The sequence below is a fragment of the Salinibacterium sp. dk2585 genome, from assembly GCF_008001035.1.
Classification (GTDB): domain Bacteria; phylum Actinomycetota; class Actinomycetes; order Actinomycetales; family Microbacteriaceae; genus Homoserinimonas.
This window is the reverse complement of sequence record NZ_CP042856.1, coordinates 2259780-2280698: the sequence shown is the minus strand read 5'-3', so window position 1 is coordinate 2280698 and position 20919 is coordinate 2259780. Positions and strand designations below refer to the sequence as shown.

The 20919-nt window shown below is 68.1% G+C and carries 21 protein-coding genes; 13 read left to right on the top strand and 8 right to left on the bottom strand.

What is annotated here, in order from left to right; all coding sequences use genetic code 11:
- Positions 1–28 precede the first annotated feature (28 nt).
- From FVA74_RS10715 to FVA74_RS10705, 3 genes are all read left to right on the top strand, one after another.
- Positions 29–1147, top strand: coding sequence for a bifunctional 2-methylcitrate synthase/citrate synthase (locus tag FVA74_RS10715; RefSeq protein WP_147722311.1), 1119 nt, complete (start codon positions 29–31; stop codon positions 1145–1147).
- 231 nt (positions 1148–1378) lie between these two features.
- Positions 1379–2206 carry an aldo/keto reductase gene (locus tag FVA74_RS10710; RefSeq protein WP_147722309.1) on the top strand — a complete coding sequence of 276 codons (828 nt, stop codon included), beginning with the start codon at positions 1379–1381 and terminating at the stop codon, positions 2204–2206.
- 70 nt (positions 2207–2276) lie between these two features.
- Complete coding sequence (locus FVA74_RS10705; RefSeq protein ID WP_147722307.1) at positions 2277–3053, top strand: sulfite exporter TauE/SafE family protein; 777 nt, start codon at positions 2277–2279, stop codon at positions 3051–3053.
- 20 nt (positions 3054–3073) lie between these two features.
- Here FVA74_RS10705 and pdxH read toward each other — a convergent pair whose 3' ends face one another.
- The 6 genes from pdxH to FVA74_RS10675 all read right to left on the bottom strand — a co-directional run bounded on the left by pdxH (position 3074) and on the right by FVA74_RS10675 (position 7320).
- Complete coding sequence (gene pdxH, locus FVA74_RS10700; RefSeq protein WP_147722305.1) at positions 3074–3706, bottom strand: pyridoxamine 5'-phosphate oxidase; 633 nt, start codon at positions 3704–3706, stop codon at positions 3074–3076.
- A gap of 69 nt (positions 3707–3775) precedes the next feature.
- Positions 3776–4216, bottom strand: coding sequence for an SRPBCC family protein (locus FVA74_RS10695; RefSeq protein WP_147722303.1), 441 nt, complete (start codon positions 4214–4216; stop codon positions 3776–3778).
- A gap of 65 nt (positions 4217–4281) precedes the next feature.
- Positions 4282–4941, bottom strand: coding sequence for an MBL fold metallo-hydrolase (locus tag FVA74_RS10690; protein WP_147722301.1), 660 nt, complete (start codon positions 4939–4941; stop codon positions 4282–4284).
- Positions 4942–4971: 30 nt separating this feature from the next.
- On the bottom strand, positions 4972–5385 hold the full coding sequence (locus FVA74_RS10685) for a VOC family protein (protein ID WP_147722299.1): 414 nt from the start codon (positions 5383–5385) through the stop codon (positions 4972–4974).
- 40 nt (positions 5386–5425) lie between these two features.
- Positions 5426–6010 carry a CoA-binding protein gene (locus FVA74_RS10680; protein WP_147722296.1) on the bottom strand — a complete coding sequence of 195 codons (585 nt, stop codon included), beginning with the start codon at positions 6008–6010 and terminating at the stop codon, positions 5426–5428.
- A gap of 2 nt (positions 6011–6012) precedes the next feature.
- Positions 6013–7320 (bottom strand): O-acetylhomoserine aminocarboxypropyltransferase/cysteine synthase family protein, encoded by a 1308-nt coding sequence (locus FVA74_RS10675; protein WP_147722294.1) that lies wholly within the window; start codon positions 7318–7320, stop codon positions 6013–6015.
- Positions 7321–7558: 238 nt separating this feature from the next.
- Here FVA74_RS10675 and FVA74_RS10670 point away from each other — a divergent pair, with 238 nt between their 5' ends.
- Complete coding sequence (locus tag FVA74_RS10670; RefSeq protein ID WP_147722292.1) at positions 7559–8536, top strand: NAD(P)H-quinone oxidoreductase; 978 nt, start codon at positions 7559–7561, stop codon at positions 8534–8536.
- On the opposite strand, the gene FVA74_RS10665 is transcribed toward FVA74_RS10670, so the two are convergent.
- Positions 8533–10050: a dolichyl-phosphate-mannose--protein mannosyltransferase gene (locus FVA74_RS10665; protein ID WP_147722290.1), complete on the bottom strand. Its 1518-nt coding sequence runs from the start codon at positions 10048–10050 to the stop codon at positions 8533–8535. The two genes, FVA74_RS10670 and FVA74_RS10665, sit on opposite strands and share 4 nt — an antisense overlap.
- Before the next feature lie 45 nt (positions 10051–10095).
- Between FVA74_RS10665 and rsmI the strand changes: the two genes are divergently transcribed.
- From rsmI to FVA74_RS10635, 6 genes are all read left to right on the top strand, one after another.
- On the top strand, positions 10096–10911 hold the full coding sequence (gene rsmI / locus FVA74_RS10660; protein ID WP_147723189.1) for a 16S rRNA (cytidine(1402)-2'-O)-methyltransferase: 816 nt from the start codon (positions 10096–10098) through the stop codon (positions 10909–10911).
- A gap of 24 nt (positions 10912–10935) precedes the next feature.
- Positions 10936–12507 carry a methionine--tRNA ligase gene (metG, locus tag FVA74_RS10655; protein ID WP_147722288.1) on the top strand — a complete coding sequence of 524 codons (1572 nt, stop codon included), beginning with the start codon at positions 10936–10938 and terminating at the stop codon, positions 12505–12507.
- Complete coding sequence (locus FVA74_RS10650) at positions 12504–13400, top strand: TatD family hydrolase (RefSeq protein WP_147722286.1); 897 nt, start codon at positions 12504–12506, stop codon at positions 13398–13400. The genes metG and FVA74_RS10650 overlap by 4 nt, the downstream gene beginning before the upstream one ends.
- 98 nt (positions 13401–13498) lie before the next feature.
- Positions 13499–14329 (top strand): 16S rRNA (adenine(1518)-N(6)/adenine(1519)-N(6))-dimethyltransferase RsmA, encoded by an 831-nt coding sequence (gene rsmA / locus FVA74_RS10645; protein WP_147722284.1) that lies wholly within the window; start codon positions 13499–13501, stop codon positions 14327–14329.
- 46 nt (positions 14330–14375) lie between these two features.
- A complete protein-coding gene (locus tag FVA74_RS10640) occupies positions 14376–14915 on the top strand; it encodes a DUF4287 domain-containing protein (protein ID WP_147722282.1) in 540 nt (179 codons plus the stop codon).
- Positions 14916–14976: 61 nt separating this feature from the next.
- Positions 14977–15912, top strand: coding sequence for a 4-(cytidine 5'-diphospho)-2-C-methyl-D-erythritol kinase (locus FVA74_RS10635; RefSeq protein WP_147722280.1), 936 nt, complete (start codon positions 14977–14979; stop codon positions 15910–15912).
- A 1-nt stretch (position 15913) separates the two neighbouring features.
- Here FVA74_RS10635 and FVA74_RS10630 read toward each other — a convergent pair whose 3' ends face one another.
- Positions 15914–16831: a LysR family transcriptional regulator gene (locus FVA74_RS10630; RefSeq protein WP_147722278.1), complete on the bottom strand. Its 918-nt coding sequence runs from the start codon at positions 16829–16831 to the stop codon at positions 15914–15916.
- Positions 16832–16938: 107 nt separating this feature from the next.
- Between FVA74_RS10630 and FVA74_RS10625 the strand changes: the two genes are divergently transcribed.
- The 3 genes from FVA74_RS10625 to FVA74_RS10615 are packed head-to-tail and all read left to right on the top strand — an operon-like array spanning position 16939 to position 20904.
- Positions 16939–18282, top strand: coding sequence for an MFS transporter (locus FVA74_RS10625; RefSeq protein ID WP_147722276.1), 1344 nt, complete (start codon positions 16939–16941; stop codon positions 18280–18282).
- A 46-nt stretch (positions 18283–18328) separates the two neighbouring features.
- A complete protein-coding gene (locus tag FVA74_RS10620) occupies positions 18329–19438 on the top strand; it encodes an alcohol dehydrogenase catalytic domain-containing protein (RefSeq protein WP_147722274.1) in 1110 nt (369 codons plus the stop codon).
- On the top strand, positions 19435–20904 hold the full coding sequence (locus FVA74_RS10615; protein WP_147722272.1) for an aldehyde dehydrogenase family protein: 1470 nt from the start codon (positions 19435–19437) through the stop codon (positions 20902–20904). The genes FVA74_RS10620 and FVA74_RS10615 overlap by 4 nt, the downstream gene beginning before the upstream one ends.
- The last annotated feature ends 15 nt before the right edge of the window (positions 20905–20919 follow it).

Below are 20919 nucleotides of genomic sequence, written 5' to 3'. Positions count from 1 at the left end.
CGAAGCGACAGCACCACGAAGGAGTGTCATGACTGAGGAGATTCGCAAGGGACTCGCGGGGGTCGTCGTCGACACCACCGCCATCTCGAAGGTGAACCCCGAGACCAACTCGCTGCTCTACCGGGGCTACCCCGTGCAGGAGCTCGCCGCCAAGTGCACCTTCGAGGAGGTCGCCTACCTGCTCTGGCACGGCGAGCTGCCGACGCCCGTGCAGTTGGAGGAGTTCCAGGAGCTGGAGCGTTCGCAGCGCCGCCTCGACCCTGTCATCAAGCGGGTCATCGACGAGCTGCCGACGACCGCGCATCCGATGGACGTCGTGCGCACCGCCGTCAGCGTGATCGGAGCCCAGGACGACACGGTGCCCGGGATGTCGTCGGCCGACGACGAGGAGGCGAACCTGCGTCGCGCGATCAGCATGTTCGCGCGGATCCCCGCGATCGTCGCCTACGACCAGCGCCGCCGCCGCGACCAGGAGCTCGTCGAACCGCGCGACGACCTCTCCTACTCGGCGAACTTCCTGCACATGACCTTCGGTGAAGTGCCCGAGGCGGTCGTGGTTGAGGCTTTCGACGTGTCGATGATTCTCTACGCGGAGCACTCCTTCAACGCCTCGACCTTCACGGCGCGCGTCGTCACCTCGACGCTGAGCGACATCTACAGCGCGGTCGTTGCCGCGATCGGCGCGCTCAAGGGGCCGCTCCACGGCGGCGCCAACGAGGCGGTCATGCACGTCTTCGACGAGATCGTCATCCCCGAGCGTGCCGAGGAGTGGCTCGACCAGGCCCTCGCCGAGAAGCGCAAGATCATGGGCTTCGGCCACCGTGTTTACAAGAGCGGCGACTCGCGCGTCCCCACCATGAAGAAGGCGCTCGACACCCTCATCGAGCACTACGACGCGGGCCAGATGGGCGAGCTCTATGACCGGCTCGAAGCGGCGATGGATGCTCGCAAGTCGATCAAGCCCAACCTCGACTACCCCAGCGGGCCCGCCTACCGGCTGATCGGCTTCGACACCGAGATGTTCACGCCGCTCTTCGTGGCGTCGCGCGTGACCGGCTGGACAGCGCACATCATGGAGCAGCTGCGCTCGAACTCGCTCATCCGCCCCCTGAGCGCCTACAACGGGCCAGAGCAGCGCGAGGTCTGATCCCCCGCGGAAACTCAGGAACGGGTCGTGATATCCCTTGGTGGACCCGGCCCGTTTTCATATCTGCTTGCGCCGTTCCTGAACTTCCGCCGGAATCTCGGAGAGGCGGCCCGGCCGACTTTCACAATTCAGGAGTGTCACCCAGCCCTTCCTGAGTTGTGAAAGAACTCTCCTGAGTTGTGAAATGGCTTTCCTGACCTTCCGAAACCCAAACGGTGGCACGATAGAGCAATGACGATTCCCACCATCACCCTCAACTCAGGCCGCGACATTCCCCAGCTGGGTTTCGGGGTCTTCCAGGTGGATCCGGCCGAGACGGAGCGCATCGTCACCGACGCCCTTGAGGTGGGCTACCGCCACATCGACACGGCGGCCATCTACGGCAACGAGGAGGGCGTGGGACGCGCCATCGCGAAGTCGGGCATCCCGCGCGATGAACTCTTCATCACGACCAAACAGTGGATCACGGAGCAGGCGGCCGACCGTTCCCGCCCGGCGATCGAGTCAAGCCTCGAGAAGCTGGGCCTCGACCGCGTCGACCTCTACCTGATCCACTGGCCGGCTCCCGCGAACGATCTCTATGTCGAGGCGTGGCACGCGCTCGAGCAGTTCCAGGCGGAGGGCCTCACCAGCTCGATCGGCGTCTCCAACTTCCTGGTGCCGCATCTCGAGCGCCTGCTCGACGCGAGCGACACGGTGCCCGCCGTCAACCAGATCGAGGTGCACCCCGCCTACCAGCAGCCCGGCGTGCAGGCGTTCTGCCGCGACAAGGGCATCGCGATCGAGGCGTGGGCACCGCTCGGCCAGGGCAAGTACCCGCTCTTCGAGGAGTCAGCGGTGGCAAATGCAGCCGAGGCGCACGGCAAGACGCCGGCGCAGGTCGTCATCCGCTGGCACCTGCAGCGCGGGCACATCGTCTTCCCCAAGTCGAACCGTGCGGAGCGCATGGCCGAGAACTTCGATGTCACCGACTTCGAGCTGACGCCTGGCGAGGTTGCGGCGATCACGGCCCTCGAGCGAGATGGTCGTGTCGGCTCGCACCCCGACAGCGTCAACTGAGCCCGGCCCTCCGCTCCAGCCCCGGCCGGCCCTCCGCTCCAGCCCGGCCCGGCCCTTCCCGAAAGCGCCCATGAAGATTCGTCGCGTGCTCCTCCTCGCCCTCGCGGGCATCTTTGCTGGCTTCTTCTCTGGCCTCTTCGGGGTGGGCGGCGGCATCGTCATCGTGCCCCTCCTGGTGATCCTGCTGCACTACCAGCAGCGTCGCGCGAGCGGCACGTCGCTCCTGGCGATCCTGCCGACGGCGATCGCGGGCTCGCTCGGCTACGCCATCAACGGTGACGTCGACTGGGTTGTCGCCGGATGCCTCGCGGCCGGTGCCATCGTCGGCTCCATCATCGGCACGGCCCTCCTGGCACGCATCTCGCAGCTCTGGCTCAGGTGGGGCTTCATCGCTTTCCAGGTGGTCATGGCCGTGAGCCTCTTCTTCACGGTGCCCGACCGCGGCGGCGAGTTCGTCTTCTCGCTGGGTTCAGTGTTCGCGCTCGCCGGTGTCGGGCTCGCCACGGGCATCCTGTCGGGGCTCCTCGGCGTCGGCGGCGGCGTCATCGTGGTTCCCGTGATGATCGTGCTCTTTGGCATGGGCGACCTGGTCGCGAAGGGTTCCTCACTCGTCATGATGATTCCCACGGCGATCACGGGCACGATCAACAACCTGCGCAACGGCAATGCCGACGTGAAGGGGGCCCTCACGATCGGCCTCTTCGCGGTGCCGGCGTCATTCGGCGGGATCGCGGTCGCGGGCCTCGTCGACCCTCAGCTCGGCAGCGTGCTCTTCGCGCTGCTTCTCGTCTTCACGGCGACACAGCTCGCGATCAAGGCGATTCGGGAGCACCGCAACAAGGGCTGAGTTCCCCCGGTGCGATCGCGCTAGGGCTGCAGGCGCCGGTGCGTCCAGGCCCCGCCGTCGCGTTCGTACAGCAGGCGCCGGTGGAGCCGGTGCACGGTGCCGTGCCAGAACTCGATGACCTCGGGCTCGAGCCGGTAGCCGTACCAGAACTCGGGCCGGGGCAGCGCCTCAGGTGACGAGGCGAGGGCAGCCGCTCGTGCCACGAGGTCGGCCGGGTCGTCGAGCGGCTCGCCCTGCTGGGACGCGATCGCTGATGCCTGGGATGGGATGGGGCGCGCGGCGAAGAGTGCGTCGGACTCCTTTTCGCTGAGCCTCCGCACGGGCCCCGCCAGGCGCACCTGCTGGATCGTCTCACGCCAATACGCCGTCATCGCGCCCCATGGCTGCCCCGCCAGTTCGCGCCCCTTGCGGCTCGTCGCGGTCGTCGTGAAGGTCACGCCCGCGGCATCCACTCGTTTCAGCAGCACCATGCGGGTGGAAGGCCGGCCGTCAGCATCCGCCGTCGCGAGAGCGACCGCGAGGTGCTCTCGCGCGCCCAACTGCTCGGCGCGCGAGAACCAGGTCACGAGCAGCGCACCGGGGTCGCTTGGGGGCGAGTCAAACTCGGGCAGCTCGAGGCCGCCGTCGCCGCTGAGGGTCTGCGGGTAGCTCATGGTCGCAATGTTAAGCCCGCGTCGGCCACAGGTGCTCGACCGGCCCACCTGGCTCACTCCGCCGCGAACTTACCGTCGCGGCGACCCCGAGAGCAGTTCCTGCACGGCTGCGAGGTCGGCGCGGAGACCTCGCGAGAAGTGCAGCCAAAGGATCGGTTCCAGCACGCGCATGACACCGTGGAGGCGGACCTCGAGCGAGGCAGTCAGGCGGCATCCCGCGTCTGTCGGCACGACCCGGTAGCTGCCGCCGCCATTCCAGGGGGAACCGTCAAGAGTCCATGCAACGAGCGTCCCCGGTGCAAACTCGCTGATCTCCCAGCGCATGACGACGCCCCGGCCGCCCATCTCGACGCGGGTCTCACCGCGGACCCCGAGAGCAGGCCCACTTGCGTGGCGGTACCGGCTCCCGACGATGGATTCGCGCCACTGGACTTCGTTCTCCACCTGGGAGAGGTAGCCGAACACCGATGCGGCGTCTCGAGGGATATCGACCGACCGCCGTGTTCTCATGGAAATCGAGTCTTGCGAAACTTTCGGGTCGGGTCATCCCCACGAGAGGGGGTGAACCGGCCCGACTACCAGCCGCGCGCCCGCCACTCCCCGAGGTGGGGGCGTTCCGCCCCGAGGGTCGTTCCGGCACCATGGCCGGGATGCACGTGCGTGTCGTCGTCGAACGCTCCAAAGAGTCGCTCGCTCACGTCGGTGAACAGCTGCTCGAAGCGCTTCGCGTCGCCCCACGTGTTGCCGACCCCGCCCGGAAACAGGCTGTCGCCCGTGAACAGGTGCGTCGATCCGCTCGTGTCATCGAGCACGAGTGCGACCGACCCTGGGGTGTGTCCGCGCAAGTGTACGACGCCAAAGGAGAGGCCGTCGACCCCGACCGTGTCGCCATGCGACAACCGCCGGTCGATCGCAACCCCCGTGTGCTCCTCGATCGCGTCGGCATCGTCGGCCCCCGCAAGCAGGGGAGCGCCCGTTGCGCGCCCCGCCTCCGCCAGGGCCCCGATGTGGTCCCGATGCTGGTGCGTCGTCACGATCGCCCGCACGGATGTCGCCACCTCTGCGTCCTCGCGAGCGTCGTCGAGCATCCCTTCGATGGCTGGCCAGTCGTTCGCGGCGTCGATGAGCACCTGCGCGCCTGAGGCGCGCGACGTGACGAGGTACACGTTGTTGTTCATATCCGACACCGACATGGAACGGATGACGGCGAAGCCGAGATCGTGGAGCAGGGTCATGCCGTCAGCCTATTGAGGCGGCGTCTCGGCTCACGGCAACAGCGACTGGCCGAACGGTCCAGGGTTGTGCGCAACCTCCCAGCGGAAGCCGTCCGGGTCGGTGAAGTAGCCGGAATATCCACCCCACTCCCGCCGCTGCGGCTCGGCCAGGATGCGCGCCCCCGCTGACCGCGCCGCCGCGATGACGGCGTCGACCTCGGCCTCGCTCGCGACGTTGTGCGCCAGGGTCACAGGCGCGGAACCGTCCCGCGAGACGGTGCCGATCTCTGCCTCGGCGTGCCCACGGTCCCAGAGGGAGAGCGCGAGACGCTCGCCGACGCGGAGCATGAGCACTTCGCCATCGACGGCCACTTCGGGGTCCCACCCGAGGCCGTCGACGTAGAAGGCACGGGAACGCTCGACGTCATCGACAATGAGCGTGACGAGGCTCAGTCGCTGGTCCATGACCGAATCGTGCCAGCATCCGCCGACATTATCGAGGTGCCTACGCGATCGCCTTGCGCGACGAGATGACACCCGTGTCGAAGCCGAGCAGGTGCAGGCCACCGTGGAAGCGGGCGTGCTCGACCTTGAGGCAGCGGTCCATGACGACCGCGAGGCCGTTCTCCTCGCCGTAGCGGGCCGCCTCCTCGTTGTAGATGCCGAGCTGCACCCAGATCGTCTTCGCGCCGACCGCGAGCACGTCGTCGATCACCGCGGGGATGTCGCTCGCCTTGCGGAACACGTCGACGATGTCGGGCACTTCGGGCAGCGAGGCCAGGTTGGGGTAGGCCTTCTGGCCGAGGATCTCGTCGGCGTTCGGGTTTACGAAGTACACGCGGTAGTCGCTCGACTGCAGCAGGTAGGTGCCGACGAAGTAGCTCGAACGGGCGGGGTTGGGTGAGGCGCCGACGATCGCGATCGACTTCGCGCGACGCAGGATGCCGAGGCGCTGCTTCGCGGTCGGGCCCACCCAGGTGCGCTGCGACTTCAGCAGCTTCGCAAGGGGAGAGGAGGCCGGGATGCTGCAGCTCAGGCCATTCGCTAGCTGCACGGTCTCGGTGTCGCCGGTTGAGCCTGTCGAAACCATGCTCACGCTCCCTTCAGTGCGGCGTCGAGCGCCTGGTCGAGGTCATAGATGATGTCGTCGACATCCTCGATACCCACGCTGATGCGGATCAGCCCTGCGCCGACGCCGCCGTCGATGAGCTGCTGCTCGGTCAGCTGCGCGTGGGTCGTCGAGGCGGGGTGGATGACGAGGGTCTTCGCGTCGCCGATGTTGGCGACGTGGCTCGCGAGTTCGACGGACTCGATGAACTTCTGGCCGACGGCGCGGCCGCCGCGGATGCCGAAGCCGAAGACCGAGCCGGGAGTGCCGTTCAGGTACTTGAGCGCGCGGTCGTGGTGCGGGTGCTCCTCGAGGCCCGCCCAGTTGACGTACTCGATGCGGTCGTCGGCGCGCAGCCACTCTGCGACCGCGCGGGCGTTGTCGACGTGCGCCTGGATCCGGTACGGCAGCGTCTCGACCCCCTGCGCCAGGTTGGCGGCGGATGTCGCGGAGAGCACGGGCCCGATGTCGCGCAGCTGCTCGGCCCGCAGGCGGGTGAGAAAGGCGTATTCGCCGAAGTTGCCGTACCAGTTGAGCCCGCCGTAGTGCGGCACCGCCTCGTCGAAGAGGGGGAAGCGGTGGTTCGACCAGTCGAAGCGACCCGACTCGACGACCACGCCGCCGAGCACGGTGCCGTGCCCGCCGAGGAACTTCGTCGCCGAGTGCGTGACGATGTCGGCGCCCCACTCGATGGGACGGCACAGGTAGGGGGTGGCGACAGTCGAGTCGATGATGAGGGGCAGGTCGTGCGCGTGCGCGACCCCGGCGAGCGCCTCCAGGTCGGCGATCTCGCCGGAGGGGTTCGCAACTGTCTCGGCGAAGATCGCCTTCGTGTTGTCCTTGATCGCGGTCGCGTAGTCCTCGGCGTTGGCCGACTGGACGAAGGTCGTCTCGACGCCGAAGCGCCGCAGCGTGACATCCAGCTGCGTGATGGATCCGCCGTAGAGGTTCGCGGATGCCACGATGTGGTCGCCAGCGCCGGCCAGCGAAGCGAAGGTGATGAACTGTGCGCCGAGGCCGCTCGCGGTGGCGACCGCGCCGAGGCCCCCCTCGAGGCTGGCGACGCGCTCCTCGAAGGATGCGACAGTCGGGTTGGAGACGCGGCTGTAGATGTTGCCGTACTTCTGCAGGGCGAAGCGCGCCGCGGCATCCGCGCTGTTGTCGAAGACGAACGCCGTCGAGTTGTAGACGGGGAGTGCGCGCGAGCCGCTCACTGCGTCTGGAATGTTGCCTGCGTGGATCGCGCGGGTCTTGAAACCCCAGTCGCGGTCGGTCGTGTCCCGGTCTGCCATAGGGCACAGGCTATCCGAGCCTCCCACACAGCCCGGGCCGCGTTACGTCGTGTGACCGCGAGCGGCAGCACCGACCGCGACCGCTGCTCCTTTCGCCGCGAATGACTGCGTTTCGGTCAGATGACGGTGCCGCGGCACGATCATCTGACCGAAATCCGATCATTCGTGACACCAGGCGCGGTGCCACGCCCGCCGGTCACGCGTATCGTGCGAGTGACACATCCAACGGGAGGAACCCATGCGTGCCATCACCGTCAGCGAGCCCGGCGGCCCCGAGAACCTGGTCCTGAGCGAGGTCGACGACCTGCCTCTCGGCGGGGGCGAGGTGCGCATCCGCGTCGCGGCGGCGGGCCTCAACCGCGCCGACATCGCGCAGCGCCAGGGCACCTACCCCTCGCCTCCTGGGGCGCCCGAGTGGCCGGGTCTCGAGGTCTCGGGCACCGTCACCGAGACGGCACCGGATGTCACGGGCGTCCGTGTCGGCGACCGCGTGTGTGCCCTGCTCGCGGGTGGCGGCTACGCGGAGGAGGTCGTCGTGCACGAGGGGCTCACCCTCCCGCTGCCGGAGCACCTCGACCTCGTCGAAGCGGCCGCGCTGCCCGAGACCCTCTGCACCGTCTGGTCGAACGTCTTCATGAGTGCCGAGCTGCAGCCGGGCGAGACGCTGCTCGTGCACGGCGGCGGCAGCGGCATCGGCACGACGGCGATCCAGATGGCGAAGCTCGGCGGGGCACGGGTGGCGGTCACGGCGGGCTCTGCCGAGAAGCTCGCGGCCTGCGCCGAGCTTGGGGCGGACATCCTCATCAACTACCGCGAGGAGGACTTCGTCGCCCGCATCAAGGAGGAGACCGACGGCGCCGGGGCCAACGTGATCCTCGACATCGTGGGTGGTGCCTACGCGGCATCCAATGTCCGCGCGCTCGCCGTGGATGGCCGAATCATGGTCATCGGCAACCAGAGCGGCGTGCCGGCGGAGTTCAACCTGGCGCACCTCATGGTGAAGCGCGGGCGCATCTGGGGCACGACCCTGCGAGCCCGCCCGCTCGAACAGAAGCTCGCGATCGTCGCGGGCGTGCGCGAGCACGTGTGGCCCTGGGTTGCGGAGGGCCGCCTGCGCCCCCTCGTCGACAGCACCTTCTCCTTCGCCGAGGTCGCGGATGCCCACCGCCGCATGGAGGGGTCCGCCCACACGGGCAAGATCCTGCTGACGCCCTAGCGCCACCCTGGTAGCCAGTAGTGGCTGCGGATGAAGGGTTCCGGCAGCATGATCCCCGTCCAGACGGGGTAGAAGTAGGCGCTCAGCAGCACGACGAGCGCCAGCACCACGATGACGACCCGGATGCCCGTGGCCCGCCGCCACTCGCCCTCCCACGGCCGCCCCATCACGACGCCCAGCGCATACGTCAGCGCGAGCACCATGTAGGGCAGGAAAGCGATCGCATAGAACTGGAACATCGTGCGCTCCGGGTAGAGCAGCCACGGCGCCCACCCCGCGACGACGCCGACCAGGATCAGCCCGGCACGCCAGGACCGCGGATGCCGCAGCAGCCGCCACACGAGCAGCCCGAGTGCCACCACCGCCAGATACCAGATGAGCGGGTTGGGCAGGGTCGTGATGAACTGCTCACAGCGGTCGACCGAGCATCCGTTCTCACCCTCGTCGGCGTAGACACGGTAGAACGCCGTGGGCCGCAGCATGGGCAGCCACTGCCACGCGGGTGACGCCCAGCCGTGTTCCGTGCCGAGATCGACGTGGAAGTTGTAGGCGCTCACTTGGTAGTGCCACCAGCTCTGCCAGTCGAGCGGCACCCACGAGAGCACACCTTCCCAGGGGTTGCCCTCCGCCCACTGCCGGTAGTAGCCGCCCCCCGTGCGGAACCACCCCGCCCAGCTCGCGGCATACGCGATGGCGGCGATCGGCACCGTCAGCAGGAAGCTCACGGGTGCCTGCTTGAGGGCGGTGCCCGAGAACCAGAACGGGATGCCCGCCCGTCGCCTCGCGAGCGCGTCGACGATGAGCGTGTAGACGGCGAAGATCGCGAGGAAGTACAGCCCGCTCCACTTGACGGCAGTCGCGAGTCCGAAGGCGAGGCCGGCGGCCACGAGCCACGGGCGGGCCCACAGGGCAGGGCCCCAGTCGAGGGAGAGTCCGCGCTTTTCGCGCTCCAGCATCCATCGTTCCAGGCGGCCCCGACTCTGGCGCCGATCGAGCAGCACGAAGAGGAAGCCGAGCAGCGTGAACAGCATGAGCGCGTTGTCGAGCAGCGCCGTGCGCGACATGACGATCGCGTGCCCGTCGACCGCCATGAGCCCGCCCGCGATCGTCGCGAGCAGCGGCGAACGGAACAGGATGCGCGCCACCAGCCACAGCACCGCGACTGCCAGGACGCCGACGACCGCCATGCCGATGCGCCACCCAAACGGGTCCTCGGCTCCGAAGGCACTGAGGCCGAGTGCGATGATCCACTTGCCGAGCGGCGGATGCACGACAAACGAGGCCTCATCGCTGTAGGTATCCACGTTCCCCGCCACGAAGCCCTCGTCGGCGCCCTCCGGCCAGCTGCCCTCGTAGCCGAGGTGGAGGAGCGTCCAGGCGTCCTTGACGTAGTAGGTCTCGTCGAAGACGAGCGCTCGCGGGTGGCCGAGATTCCACAGGCGCAGCACCGCGGCGAGCATCGTGACGGCCAGCAGCCACAGCCACTCGGGCAGGCGGGCGAGGCGGCGGGTCACCCGCCCACCCTATTCAACCCCGCCGAGCCTGCGAGGATGGAGCCCATGATCATCCTCGCGGCGACGCCCATCGGCAACCTCGGCGACGCCTCGCAGCGGCTGCGCGATGCCCTCGCGAGTGCCGAGGTGATCGCCGCCGAGGACACCCGCACGACCGTGCACCTTATGCGCGCGCTCGGCATCGAGAACCGGCCGCGTCTCATCCCCCTCCACGAACACAACGAGGTCGCGAAGGCTGCAGAGATCGTTGAGCTGGCCCGGGAGTCCGACGTGCTCGTGCTCTCTGACGCCGGCATGCCCGCGATCTCCGACCCCGGTTTCCCGCTCGTCGCCGCGGCAACCGCTGCGGGAGTCACCGTCACGGCGCTGCCCGGCCCCTCCGCCGTGCTGACGGCGCTCGCCGTCTCCGGTCTCCCCACCGACCGCTTCTGCTTTGAGGGCTTCCTGCCGCGCAAGGGCGGCGACCGCCGCAAGGCCTTCACGGCGCTCGCGCGCGAGGCCCGCACGATGGTGTTCTTCGAGTCGCCCAAGCGACTGGCCGACGCGCTGGCGGATGTCGCGGCCATCCTCGGCCCGGACCGCCGGGTCGTCGTCGCCCGCGAGCTCACCAAGATGTTCGAGGAGGTCAAGCGTGGCACGGCCTCCGAGCTCGCGGACTGGGCGGCCGACGGCGTCAAGGGGGAGATCGTCGTCGTCATCGAGGGCGCCGCGCCGACGGTCGCGTCGATCGATGATGGCGTCGCGCAGGTGCTTGAGCTCGTGGCATCCGGAACGAGGCTCAAGGATGCCGCGGCCGAGGTCGCCGATGCGACAGGCCTGAGCAAGCGCGAACTCTACGAAGGCGCGCTCGCCGCACGGTGACGGGTGCCGCTTAGGATTGAGGCCATGTCCTCCGGCAAGTCCTTCTACATCGCCACGCCCATCTTCTACGTCAACGACGTTCCCCACATCGGGCACGCCTACACGGAGGTGGCGGCGGATGTGCTCGCCCGCTGGCACCGCCAGAGCGGCGACGACACCTGGCTGTTGACGGGCACCGACGAGCACGGGCAGAAGATCCTGCGCACGGCCGTCGCCAACAACGTGACGCCGCGCGAGTGGGCCGACCGGCTCGTCGAGACGGCATGGAAGCCGCTGCTCGAGACGATCAACATCTCCAACGACGACTTCATCCGCACGACCGACGAGCGGCACGAGAATGGCGTGCGTATCTTCCTCGAGAAGCTCTACGACGACGGCTTCATCTACCAGGGCGAATTCGAGGGTCACTACTGCGTCGGGTGCGAGGAGTACAAGCAGCCAAGCGACCTCGTGCCGGGCACAGGTGAGTTCGAGGGGCAGCAGGTTTGCGCGATCCACACGCGCCCGGTCGAGGTGCTCAAGGAGACCAACTACTTCTTCCGCATGAGCGACTTCGAGCAGCCGCTGCTGAAGCTCTACCGCGACAACCCCGACTTCATCCAGCCGGAGAGTGTGCGCAACGAGATCATCCAGTTCGTGCAGCAGGGCCTGCGCGACCTCTCGATCTCGCGCTCGAGCTTCGACTGGGGTGTCAAGCTGCCCTGGGACGACTCGCACGTGCTCTACGTGTGGTTTGACGCGCTTCTCAACTACATCACCGCGATCGGCTACGGTGCCGACCAGGAGAACTTCGAACGGCGTTGGCCGGCCGTGCAGCTGGTCGGCAAAGACATCGCCCGCTTCCACGCCGTCATCTGGCCGGCGATGCTCATGGCGGCGGGCCTTCCCGTCTCGAAGAGGGTCTTCGGCCACGGCTGGCTCCTCGTTGGCGGCGAGAAGATGTCGAAGTCGAAGCTCACGGGCATCGCACCGAGCGACATCACCGACACCTTCGGTGCCGATGCGTTCCGCTACTACTTCATGAGCGCGATCAACTTCGGCCAGGACGGTTCCTTCTCGTGGGAGGACCTCTCCGCCCGTTACCAGGCCGAGCTCGCCAATGGTTTCGGCAACCTCGCCTCCCGCGTGATCGCGATGATCAACCGCTACTACGACGGCAGCGTGCCGCAGCCGGGCGAGTACTCGGATGCTGACCTCGCCATCCAGAAGACGCTCGCCTCGGCCGTGACCAAGGCGGATGCCGCGATGGAGCGCTTGGCGATCCACGAGGCGATCGAGGCGATCTGGAAGCTGGTCGACGATCTCAACGGCTACATCACGATCAACGAGCCGTGGGTGCTCGCCAAGAACGAGGAGACCCGCGAGCGGCTCGGCACCGTGCTCTACACGACTGCCGAGGGACTGCGCGCGCTCGCCGTGCTGCTGTCCCCAGTCATCCCGGAGGCGACCGCGAAGCTTTGGGCGGCACTCGGCTTCACGACGCCCCTCACGGAGCAGCTCATCACCGAGGCGGGCAACTGGGGCGTGCTGCAGCCGGGCGCGACCGTCGACACGCTTCCGCCGCTCTTCCCGCGCGTCGAACAGGAGCAGACATGACCTACCCCCCGCTGCCCGAGGCGCTCACGGTGGGCGTCTACGACAACCACACGCACCTCGAACACGGGGCATGGCAGCCCTCGGGGGAGCCGGAGCTGCTCGACTACCGCGAGGCGCTCGATCTCGCATCGAGCGTCGGTGTCAAGGGCGTCGTGCAGGTGGGCACGGATGTCGCGAGCTCCCGTTGGTCGGCCCAGATGGCCGCGCGGGAACCCCGGATGCTCGCCGCCGTCGCCATCCACCCGAACGACGTCCCCGAGCTCGACCGTGCGGGCACACTGGATGTGTCGCTCGCCGAGATCGAGGAACTCGCCCAGCGGCCCCGCGTGCGCGCGGTGGGGGAGACGGGACTCGACTTCTACCGCACCGACGAGGTGGGTCGCCCGGCCCAGTTCTACTCCTTCGAGGCGCACATCGAGATCGCCAAGAAGCACGACCTGGCGCTCCAGATCCATGACCGTGACGCGCATGACGAGGTCATCTCCACCCTCCTGCGCGTGGGCGCTCCCGAGCGCACGGTGTTCCACTGCTTCTCCGGTGACGCCACGATGGCGCGACTCTGTGCCGAGGAGGGCTGGTACCTCTCCTTCGCGGGCACCGTCACCTTCAAGAATGCGGCGAACCTGCGCGAGGCCCTCGAGGTCGTGCCGCGTGATCACATCCTGATCGAGACGGACTCTCCCTACCTGACGCCGACGCCGCATCGCGGGCAGACGAACGCCTCGTACATGATCCCGACGACGCTGCGCTTCATGGCCGATCACCTCGGCGTGCCAGACTCGCTGCTCGCCGCGGTCATCGCCTCCAACACGGAAGCCGTCTACGGCTCGTGGGACGACGAGCCGCTCGTGCTGGATGCCCCGAGCGAGTTCGCGCCGCACCCTCTCGCATGAGCGCCCTCCCTTTCCCAACTCAGGAGTTCTCGCTCCCAACTCAGGAGTTCTCGCTCCCAACTCAGGAGTTCTCGCCTCAGGAAGGCAGGTCCTGAATCATGAAAGCACTCCTGGGGCCGGCCGAGATCCGCGACCTCGCTGAACTCCTCGACCTGCAGCCCACCAAGAAGCTGGGCCAGAACTTCGTCATCGACGGCAACACCGTCCGCCGCATCGTTGCGGCCGCGGGGGTCACCGGTGACTCCCCGGTCGTCGAGATCGGCCCGGGCCTCGGATCGCTCACACTCGGACTCCTCGAGACGGGCGCCCCCGTCGTCGCGGTCGAGATCGATCCGCGCCTCGCCGGGCAACTGCCCAAGACGGTCGAGACGATGCAGCCGGGCGCCGATGTCACGGTCGTGCTGCACGATGCCATGACGATCATGGAGCTGCCGCGGCATCCAAAGACCCTGGTCGCGAACCTGCCGTACAACGTCTCAGTGCCCGTGCTGCTGCACTTCCTCGAGCATTTCAGGTACATCACCTCTGGACTCGTGATGGTGCAGGCCGAGGTCGGCCAGCGCCTCGCCGCAGAGCCCGGCAGCAAGGTCTACGGCAGCCCGAGCGTCAAGGCGGCCTGGTATGGCCACTGGCGCACGGCGGGCCTCGTCAGCCGCCAGGTCTTCTGGCCGGTGCCCAACGTCGACTCGATCCTCGTCGGCTTTACGGTGCGCGAGGAACCGCTCGGCACGGAGGAGGAGCGCCTCGCGACCTTCGAACTCGTCGACGCCGCATTCGGCCAGCGCCGCAAGATGCTGCGCCAGTCGCTCGCGGGCGTGCTGGGGGGCTCTGCCGCGGCATCCGCTCGTCTTGAAGCTGCCGGCATCAAGCCGACCGAGCGCGGCGAACAGCTGACGGTGCACGACTTCCTCGCAATCACACGCGCCTGACGAGTCAGGCCTTTCACGCGCGCGCAGAGCGTCGTATCGTGGCGGCATGGTTCCCATAGCGCCAAGCAGGGCCTCGGACGTCAAGATGCGCGCCGCTACGGGCAAGACGCGCAACGAATGGTTCGCGCTGCTCGATGCTGAGAACGCGGCCACCTGGTCGCACGCTGAGATCGCCGACTGGTTGCACCGCGAGCACGGCGTCGGCCAGTGGTGGACGCAGGGTGTCACGGTCGCCTACGAACAGGCACGCGGCATCCGAATCCCCGGCCAGCAATCAGACGGAACGTTCGCGGCCGGCTCGAGCAAGACCGTGGAGGGCGAATTGCGGGCCACGCTCAACCGCACCATCGCCCTCCTGAGCGACCACTACGGCCTCGCCCCGAGTGCCGTGAGCCACGAGACGGAACACCCCACCGCTCGGTGGAAACTGGGAGACGGCACCGAGGTCCTGGCGACGCTCAGTCGAGGTCCGCTCGGCTCTGTGGGGCGGTGCCGCGTGGCATTGACCCGGCTCAGGCTCGCGCCGGAACAGCTCGACGCCGAGACGCAGGAGCTCGCGGGCATCCTGTCACGGCTCGAAGGCTAGTGCGGCGAGACCGGCACGCGGGCGGCAGGGTGCAGACAGCGCGGTCCACTAGGTTGGTTGCATGAGCAGGCTGGCCCGGTCCGAGAAGGTTCACGTCCGCGCCCCCGGCAAGCTCAACGTCTACCTTCGCGTTGGCTGCCTCCTCGACGACGGCTACCACGACGTCGCGACCGCCTACCAGGCCGTCTCACTCTACGAAGACGTCAGGGCATATCCGGCGGACGACTTCTCCGTCACCTTCGGCGGCAGCATCGACACCTCTGCACTCGCGACCGACGGAAGCAACCTCGCAATCCGCGCCGCCCGCCTCCTCGCGCGCGTCGCCGACTACCGTGGGGGAGTGCGGCTCGAGATCGAGAAGAACGTGCCAGTCGCGGGTGGAATGGGCGGAGGGTCAGCGGATGCCGCGGCCACCCTCATTGCGTGCGACGCCCTCTGGGGAACCGACCTCGGCCGGGAGGAATTGCACTCGCTCGCGGCGCAACTGGGTGCCGACGTCCCCTTCGCCCTCACGGGCGGCACGGCCGTCGGCACGGGACGCGGTGACGAGCTCAGCCCGGCCCTCGCGAAGGGCCAGTTCCACTGGGTGTTCGCGCTCGCCGATTTCGGCATGAGCACCCCCGAGGTCTACCGAGAACTCGACCTGCACCGGGAGCGCCACGCCCTCGACATCTCGCCCGCATCCCCGCAGCCGACGGTTGACACGGCCGTGCTGCAGGCGCTGCGCGCGGGCGACTCAGCGATGCTCGCCGATGCCATGCACAACGACCTCCAGGCCCCCGCTCTTCACCTGGAACCGCGACTCGCGCGGGTGCTCGAGCTGGGTGAGGAGAACGGCGCCCTCGCTGGCATCGTCTCGGGCTCGGGGCCGACGATCGCGTTCCTCGCAGCCGACGTCGATTCGGCCCTCGAACTGCAGGTCGCGCTCAGCGCGGCGCGCCTCGCCGCCGTGCGGGCAACGGGTCCGGTGCACGGCGCCAGGGTGATCGCCGACTGAGCTACTGCACGGGGGTTCCTTCGAGCGAGAACTTCTGGCGGCAGAAGTCCGCGAGCGCGCGGAACTTCGGCGTCACAGGTGCATCGCGGGGCCGCGCGATCACGACGGGGTTCTCGGGGATGTCGCCCTGAATGCGGCGGTACACGAGGGGAAGCCCGTCGTAGGTGCGGTCGCCGACCGGGCGACCCATGACCAGCGCGTAGCCGAGTCCCCGGGCCACCATCGAGCGGATCGTCTCGGTGTTGGAACTCCGCCAGCGAACGTTGGGCATGAAGCCCGCCACCCGGAGTACGTCCTCAAGGTAGTGGGTGGCGGCGGGCTGTGCGAGGGCGATCGCGGTCTCCGGCTGCAGTGCGGCGAGCGGAACCTCGTCGAAGGCGGCGAGCGGATGATCAGCCGCGAGCACAACCTGCACGCGGGCTGGCGCGACCAGTTCTGCTTCGACGCCAGGCGCGAGGGCGTTGCGATACATGATGACGGCGTCGAGCTTTCCTGCCAGCAGGTGCGCCTGGAGATATGTGGAGTCGTCCTCGGTGAGCTGCACGTCGATCGCGGGATGCTCCTGGGCGAAGAACTCAATAACGCGGGGAACCATCCAGGGGGAGAGGGTCGGGAAACAGCCGATCCGGAGTTCGCCGATGAGGGCGCCCTCGTCCGTCTGGGACAGTCCCTCGATGCTCTCGGCATTCGCAAGCAGCCGTTTGGCGTGCTGGTAGGCAGCGGCCCCGGTCGGGGTCACCGTCGTGCCGTAGCCGGGTCGGCGGTACAACAGCTGCGCTTTGACGGCCCGCTCGAGCTCGCGCAGTGAAAGGGAGACAGCGCCGGCCGACGCATTCGTGTGCTTTGCGGCGGCCGACACCGATCCGGTTTCGGCCACCGCGACGAAGAACTCCAGTTGTCGGAGTGTGAAGGCTGGCATATTCAGCTCCCCTAAATAACCCGTTCGGAAGAACCCGCTTGCTTCAGTTGTACCGCAGGTTTGACGATGTCTAGAGCAGTTCACCTTCCTTCGAATGGAACATCCTTATGACTCAGAACATCGACGTTCAGACCACGCCGGCATCGTCTGCGCCGGGGCTCAGGTCGCCGCAGATGCGGCGCATCCTCGCATCGAGCTTCATCGGGAGCACGATCGAGTTCTACGACTTCCTGATCTACGTCACCGCGTCGGCCGTCGTCTTCTCACGCCTCTTCTTCACCGATCTCAACCCTGTCACCGCGACGATCGCGTCGTTCGGCACCCTTGCCGTCGGTTACCTGGCGCGGCCCATCGGCGGCATCATCTTCGGCCACCTCGGCGACCGCATCGGCCGCAAGAAGGTGCTCATCGCATCCATGCTGCTCATGGGTGGCGCGACGGTGCTCATCGGCGTCTTGCCCACGACCGACCAGGTGGGCCAGATGGCGGTCGTCATGCTCGTGGCGCTCCGGATCATCCAGGGCATCGCCGTGGGTGGCGAGTGGGGTGGTGCCGTGCTGATCGCCCTCGAAACGGCGCACCCAGACCGGCGCGGCTTCGCGGGTGCCTTCGCGAACTTCGGCGCGCCTCTGGGCTCGGTGCTGGCCGCCGGCGCCTTCTCGATCGTCTCCCTCCTGCCGGACGAACAGTTCTTCTCGTGGGGCTGGCGGCTGCCATTCCTCCTCAGTGCCGTGCTCGTGATCGTCGCCCTCTTCATCCGTCTGCGGGTGGCAGAGACGCCGCTCTTCAAGGAGCTCAAGTCGCGCGCTGCCGCACCCCGCGTGCCCCTCCTTGAGATTCTCCGCCGCCACCGCCTCGCGGTGCTCATCGGCCTCGCGGCCGTCGTCAGCCACCACACGATCTCCGGTCTCGCGAACGCGTGGGCCGTCAGTCATTCCGTATCTCTCGGCGTTGAGCAGGCGTCGATTCTCGGGGCCAAGTCGGCCACGTCGATCGGCATGCTGCTCGCGGCTATCGTCACGGCGTTTCTCTGCGACAGGATCGGCCGCAAGCCGATCATCATCGGGGGGATCCTCGCCGCCATGCTGTGGGCCGTCCCCATGATGATGCTGGTCGACACGGGCACGCTCGGTGGTTTCGTCGCCGGGGTCGGCGTCGCCGAGGTCATCCAGGGCGCCATCCTCGGGCCGCTCGCGGCGTACACCTCGGAGCTGTTCCCGACGGCCGTGCGCTACACGGGAGCGTCACTGTGCTTCCAGCTCAGCTCCACAATCGGGGCGGGGCTCTTCCCTCTCGCGGTCACCTCGTTCCTTGCCGCGACGGGCGGCAACATCTACATCGTCGGGGCCGCTTGGGTCGCGTTCCTCCTCCTGTGCCTCCTCGCCGTCATGTCTGCGAAAGACGGCCGCGGGCGTGACCTCAACCACATCGATCCGGCGCTGCACGGTTGAGCACGAACCGCACAGCGTCGACAACGCAAGCGAAAGGAACAGCAGGATGCTGACAACACGAGCCGCAGTCATCACCGACTCAGGGGCGCAATGGGAACTCATCGACCTCCAACTCGACCCGCCCGGCCCGGGGGAACTGCTGGTCGAATTCGTCGCCTCCGGGCTGTGCCAGTCGGACGAGAGCATGCGCAAGGGCACGCTCGGCGGGCAGGTGCGATACCCAATCGTCGGCGGCCACGAGGGCGCAGGCATCGTGCGCGAGGTCGGCGTCGGAGTCCAGGACATCGCGGTCGGGGACCACATCGTGTGTTCGTTCCGGCCGTCCTGCGGTCGCTGCGACTTCTGCGCCGTCGGCAAGAGCTACGTGTGCGCGCTCAGCCGCCGCACCATGCTTGGGGCGCTGCCGAGCGGAGAGTTCCGGTTCCACCGCGACGGCGTGCGGTACGGGGCATCCGCGATGCTCGGCACGTTCTCGAAGTACGCCGTTATCTCGCAGTCATCGTGTCTCGTCGTGCAGAAGGACATCCCGCTGCACACGCTCGCGGTGCTCGGCTGCGCCGTGCCCACGGGCTGGGGCGCGGCTGTGAATACGGCGCAGGTGCGCCCGGGCGATGTCGTCGTTGTCGTCGGAGCGGGCGGCGTCGGCATGAACGCGTGCCAGGGGGCCCAGATCGCGGGGGCGAGCGAAGTCATCGTGATCGACCCCGTGCAGGCGAAGCTTGAGGCGGCGGCCGCGTTCGGCGCCACCGCGGGCTACGCGAGTCTCGCGGAAGCGAGCGACGTACTGCTCTCGACGCGGCGGGGCGGTGCCGACGCGATCATCCTCACGGCGGCGGTGCCGAGCATTCCCGCCGAGGCCATCGCCCTGCTCGTGCCGGGCGGAAACCTGACGATCGCGGCCCTTGGCGACCCCGCGACCTTCCGGCTCGATGTGCCGATCGCGCCCATGGCGCTGCGGAACCTGTCGATTCGCGGCTCAGCGATTGGCTCCTCCAACTTCCGCGACACGATCCCGCGCCTGATTGAGCTCTACCGCGACGGCAAGCTCAAACTCGACGAACTCGTGACCAAGCACTACACGCTCGACGAGATCGAGCCCGGCTTTGACGATCTCGCCGCCGGTCGAAACCTCCGAGGGGTGATGCTGCACTCATGACTGACGCACTGCTGAACGCGGCCGCTTTGGGTGACCCGCTCGTCATCGAGGAGTCGCTCTGGATCGACAACACCGCCCAGAAAGCCGGCGGCGACAGCCATTCGCCCGTCGACGACTCCGGTACGGGCCGGGTGTTCGCGCTCGTGCGCGACTGCGACGGCGACGACGTGGATCGAGCGTATGCCTCGGCCGCTCGGGCGCAGGCGGACTGGGCTCGAGTGCCGGTGGAGGAACGCGTCCGCGTTGTGCGTGACGCCGTCGAGATTCTCGCGCGCAGCCCACACCTCGCGGAGACGATCACGCGCGAGGTCGGCACTGTCTGCCGGTCCGCCTCCGCGATCCAGGTAGAACTGGGCCTCGACGCCATGCGGTTCACGGCGGACTGGGCGGAGTCCACCGTGAATCACACCATGACGATCGGTGACTCGATGGTCATCCGCGAGCCGGCCGGCGTCGCGGGAGCGATCACGCCCTGGAATTACCCCATCTTCCAGGTTGCGCTCAAGGTGACACCGGCGATCGTCGCGGGCTGCTCCGTCGTGCTCAAGCCGCCGAGCGTCGCACCGCTCACGGCGTTCAGCATTGTGAGCGCCTTTGCCGAAGCGGGGCTCCCCGCCGGCGTGCTCAACCTCGTGACGGGTCCGGGCTCCCGCGTCGGGGCGCTCGTGGCGGGACATCCGACCGCTGACATCGTCTCGTTCACTGGCTCAAACGCGACGGGGCGCGCCGTCGCTATGGGGGCCGCCGCTGCGGGCACCCGAACGACAATGGAGCTCGGCGGCAAGAGTGCCGCGGTCGTGCTCGACGCCGCGCTGGCCGAGGAGGCAGCCGTCCACGCCCTCTCGAGCACCCTGTCGAACAACGGGCAGACGTGCGCCGCGCTCACGCGGCTCATCGTGCCGCGAAGCACGCTCATCCAGGTCGAGGCCAGGCTCGCCTCGGTGATCGGCTCGCAAATCGTCGCAGACCCGGGGGACCAAGCATCCACCGTTGGCCCCCTTGCCAGCCGCGCCCAGCAGCAGTCGGTGCTTCGCGCGCTCGCCGAGGCGCGGACGCAACGCGGGGTGACGGTCGTCGCGAGCGTCGATGCGCCGCTCCCCGAGCACGGTTGGTATGTGCCGCCAACGGTCCTGCGCGCCGAGCGTGAGGACCTCGGGGTCGTGCAGGAAGAACTGTTCGGTCCAGTGCTGACCGTGCAGCCCTATGACGACGGCGACATCGATGGGGCGCTCGCGCTCGCGAACGGAACCGAGTTCGGTCTGTTGGCGCGGGTATGGACGGACGACCCCGGGCTCTTCAGCTCGGCGGCTCGGGCGATACGGGCCGGTGGGGTGATTCAGAACGGAAGGCCCGCGACCTGGGACGCGCCATTCGGTGGGGTAAAGAACTCCGGGCATGGCAGAGAGCGGGGCCCCTTTGGCATCGAGGAGTACCTCGTGCCGAAATCGCTGCAGCCGCTCGCCTAGGCGACTGTCTTCCGC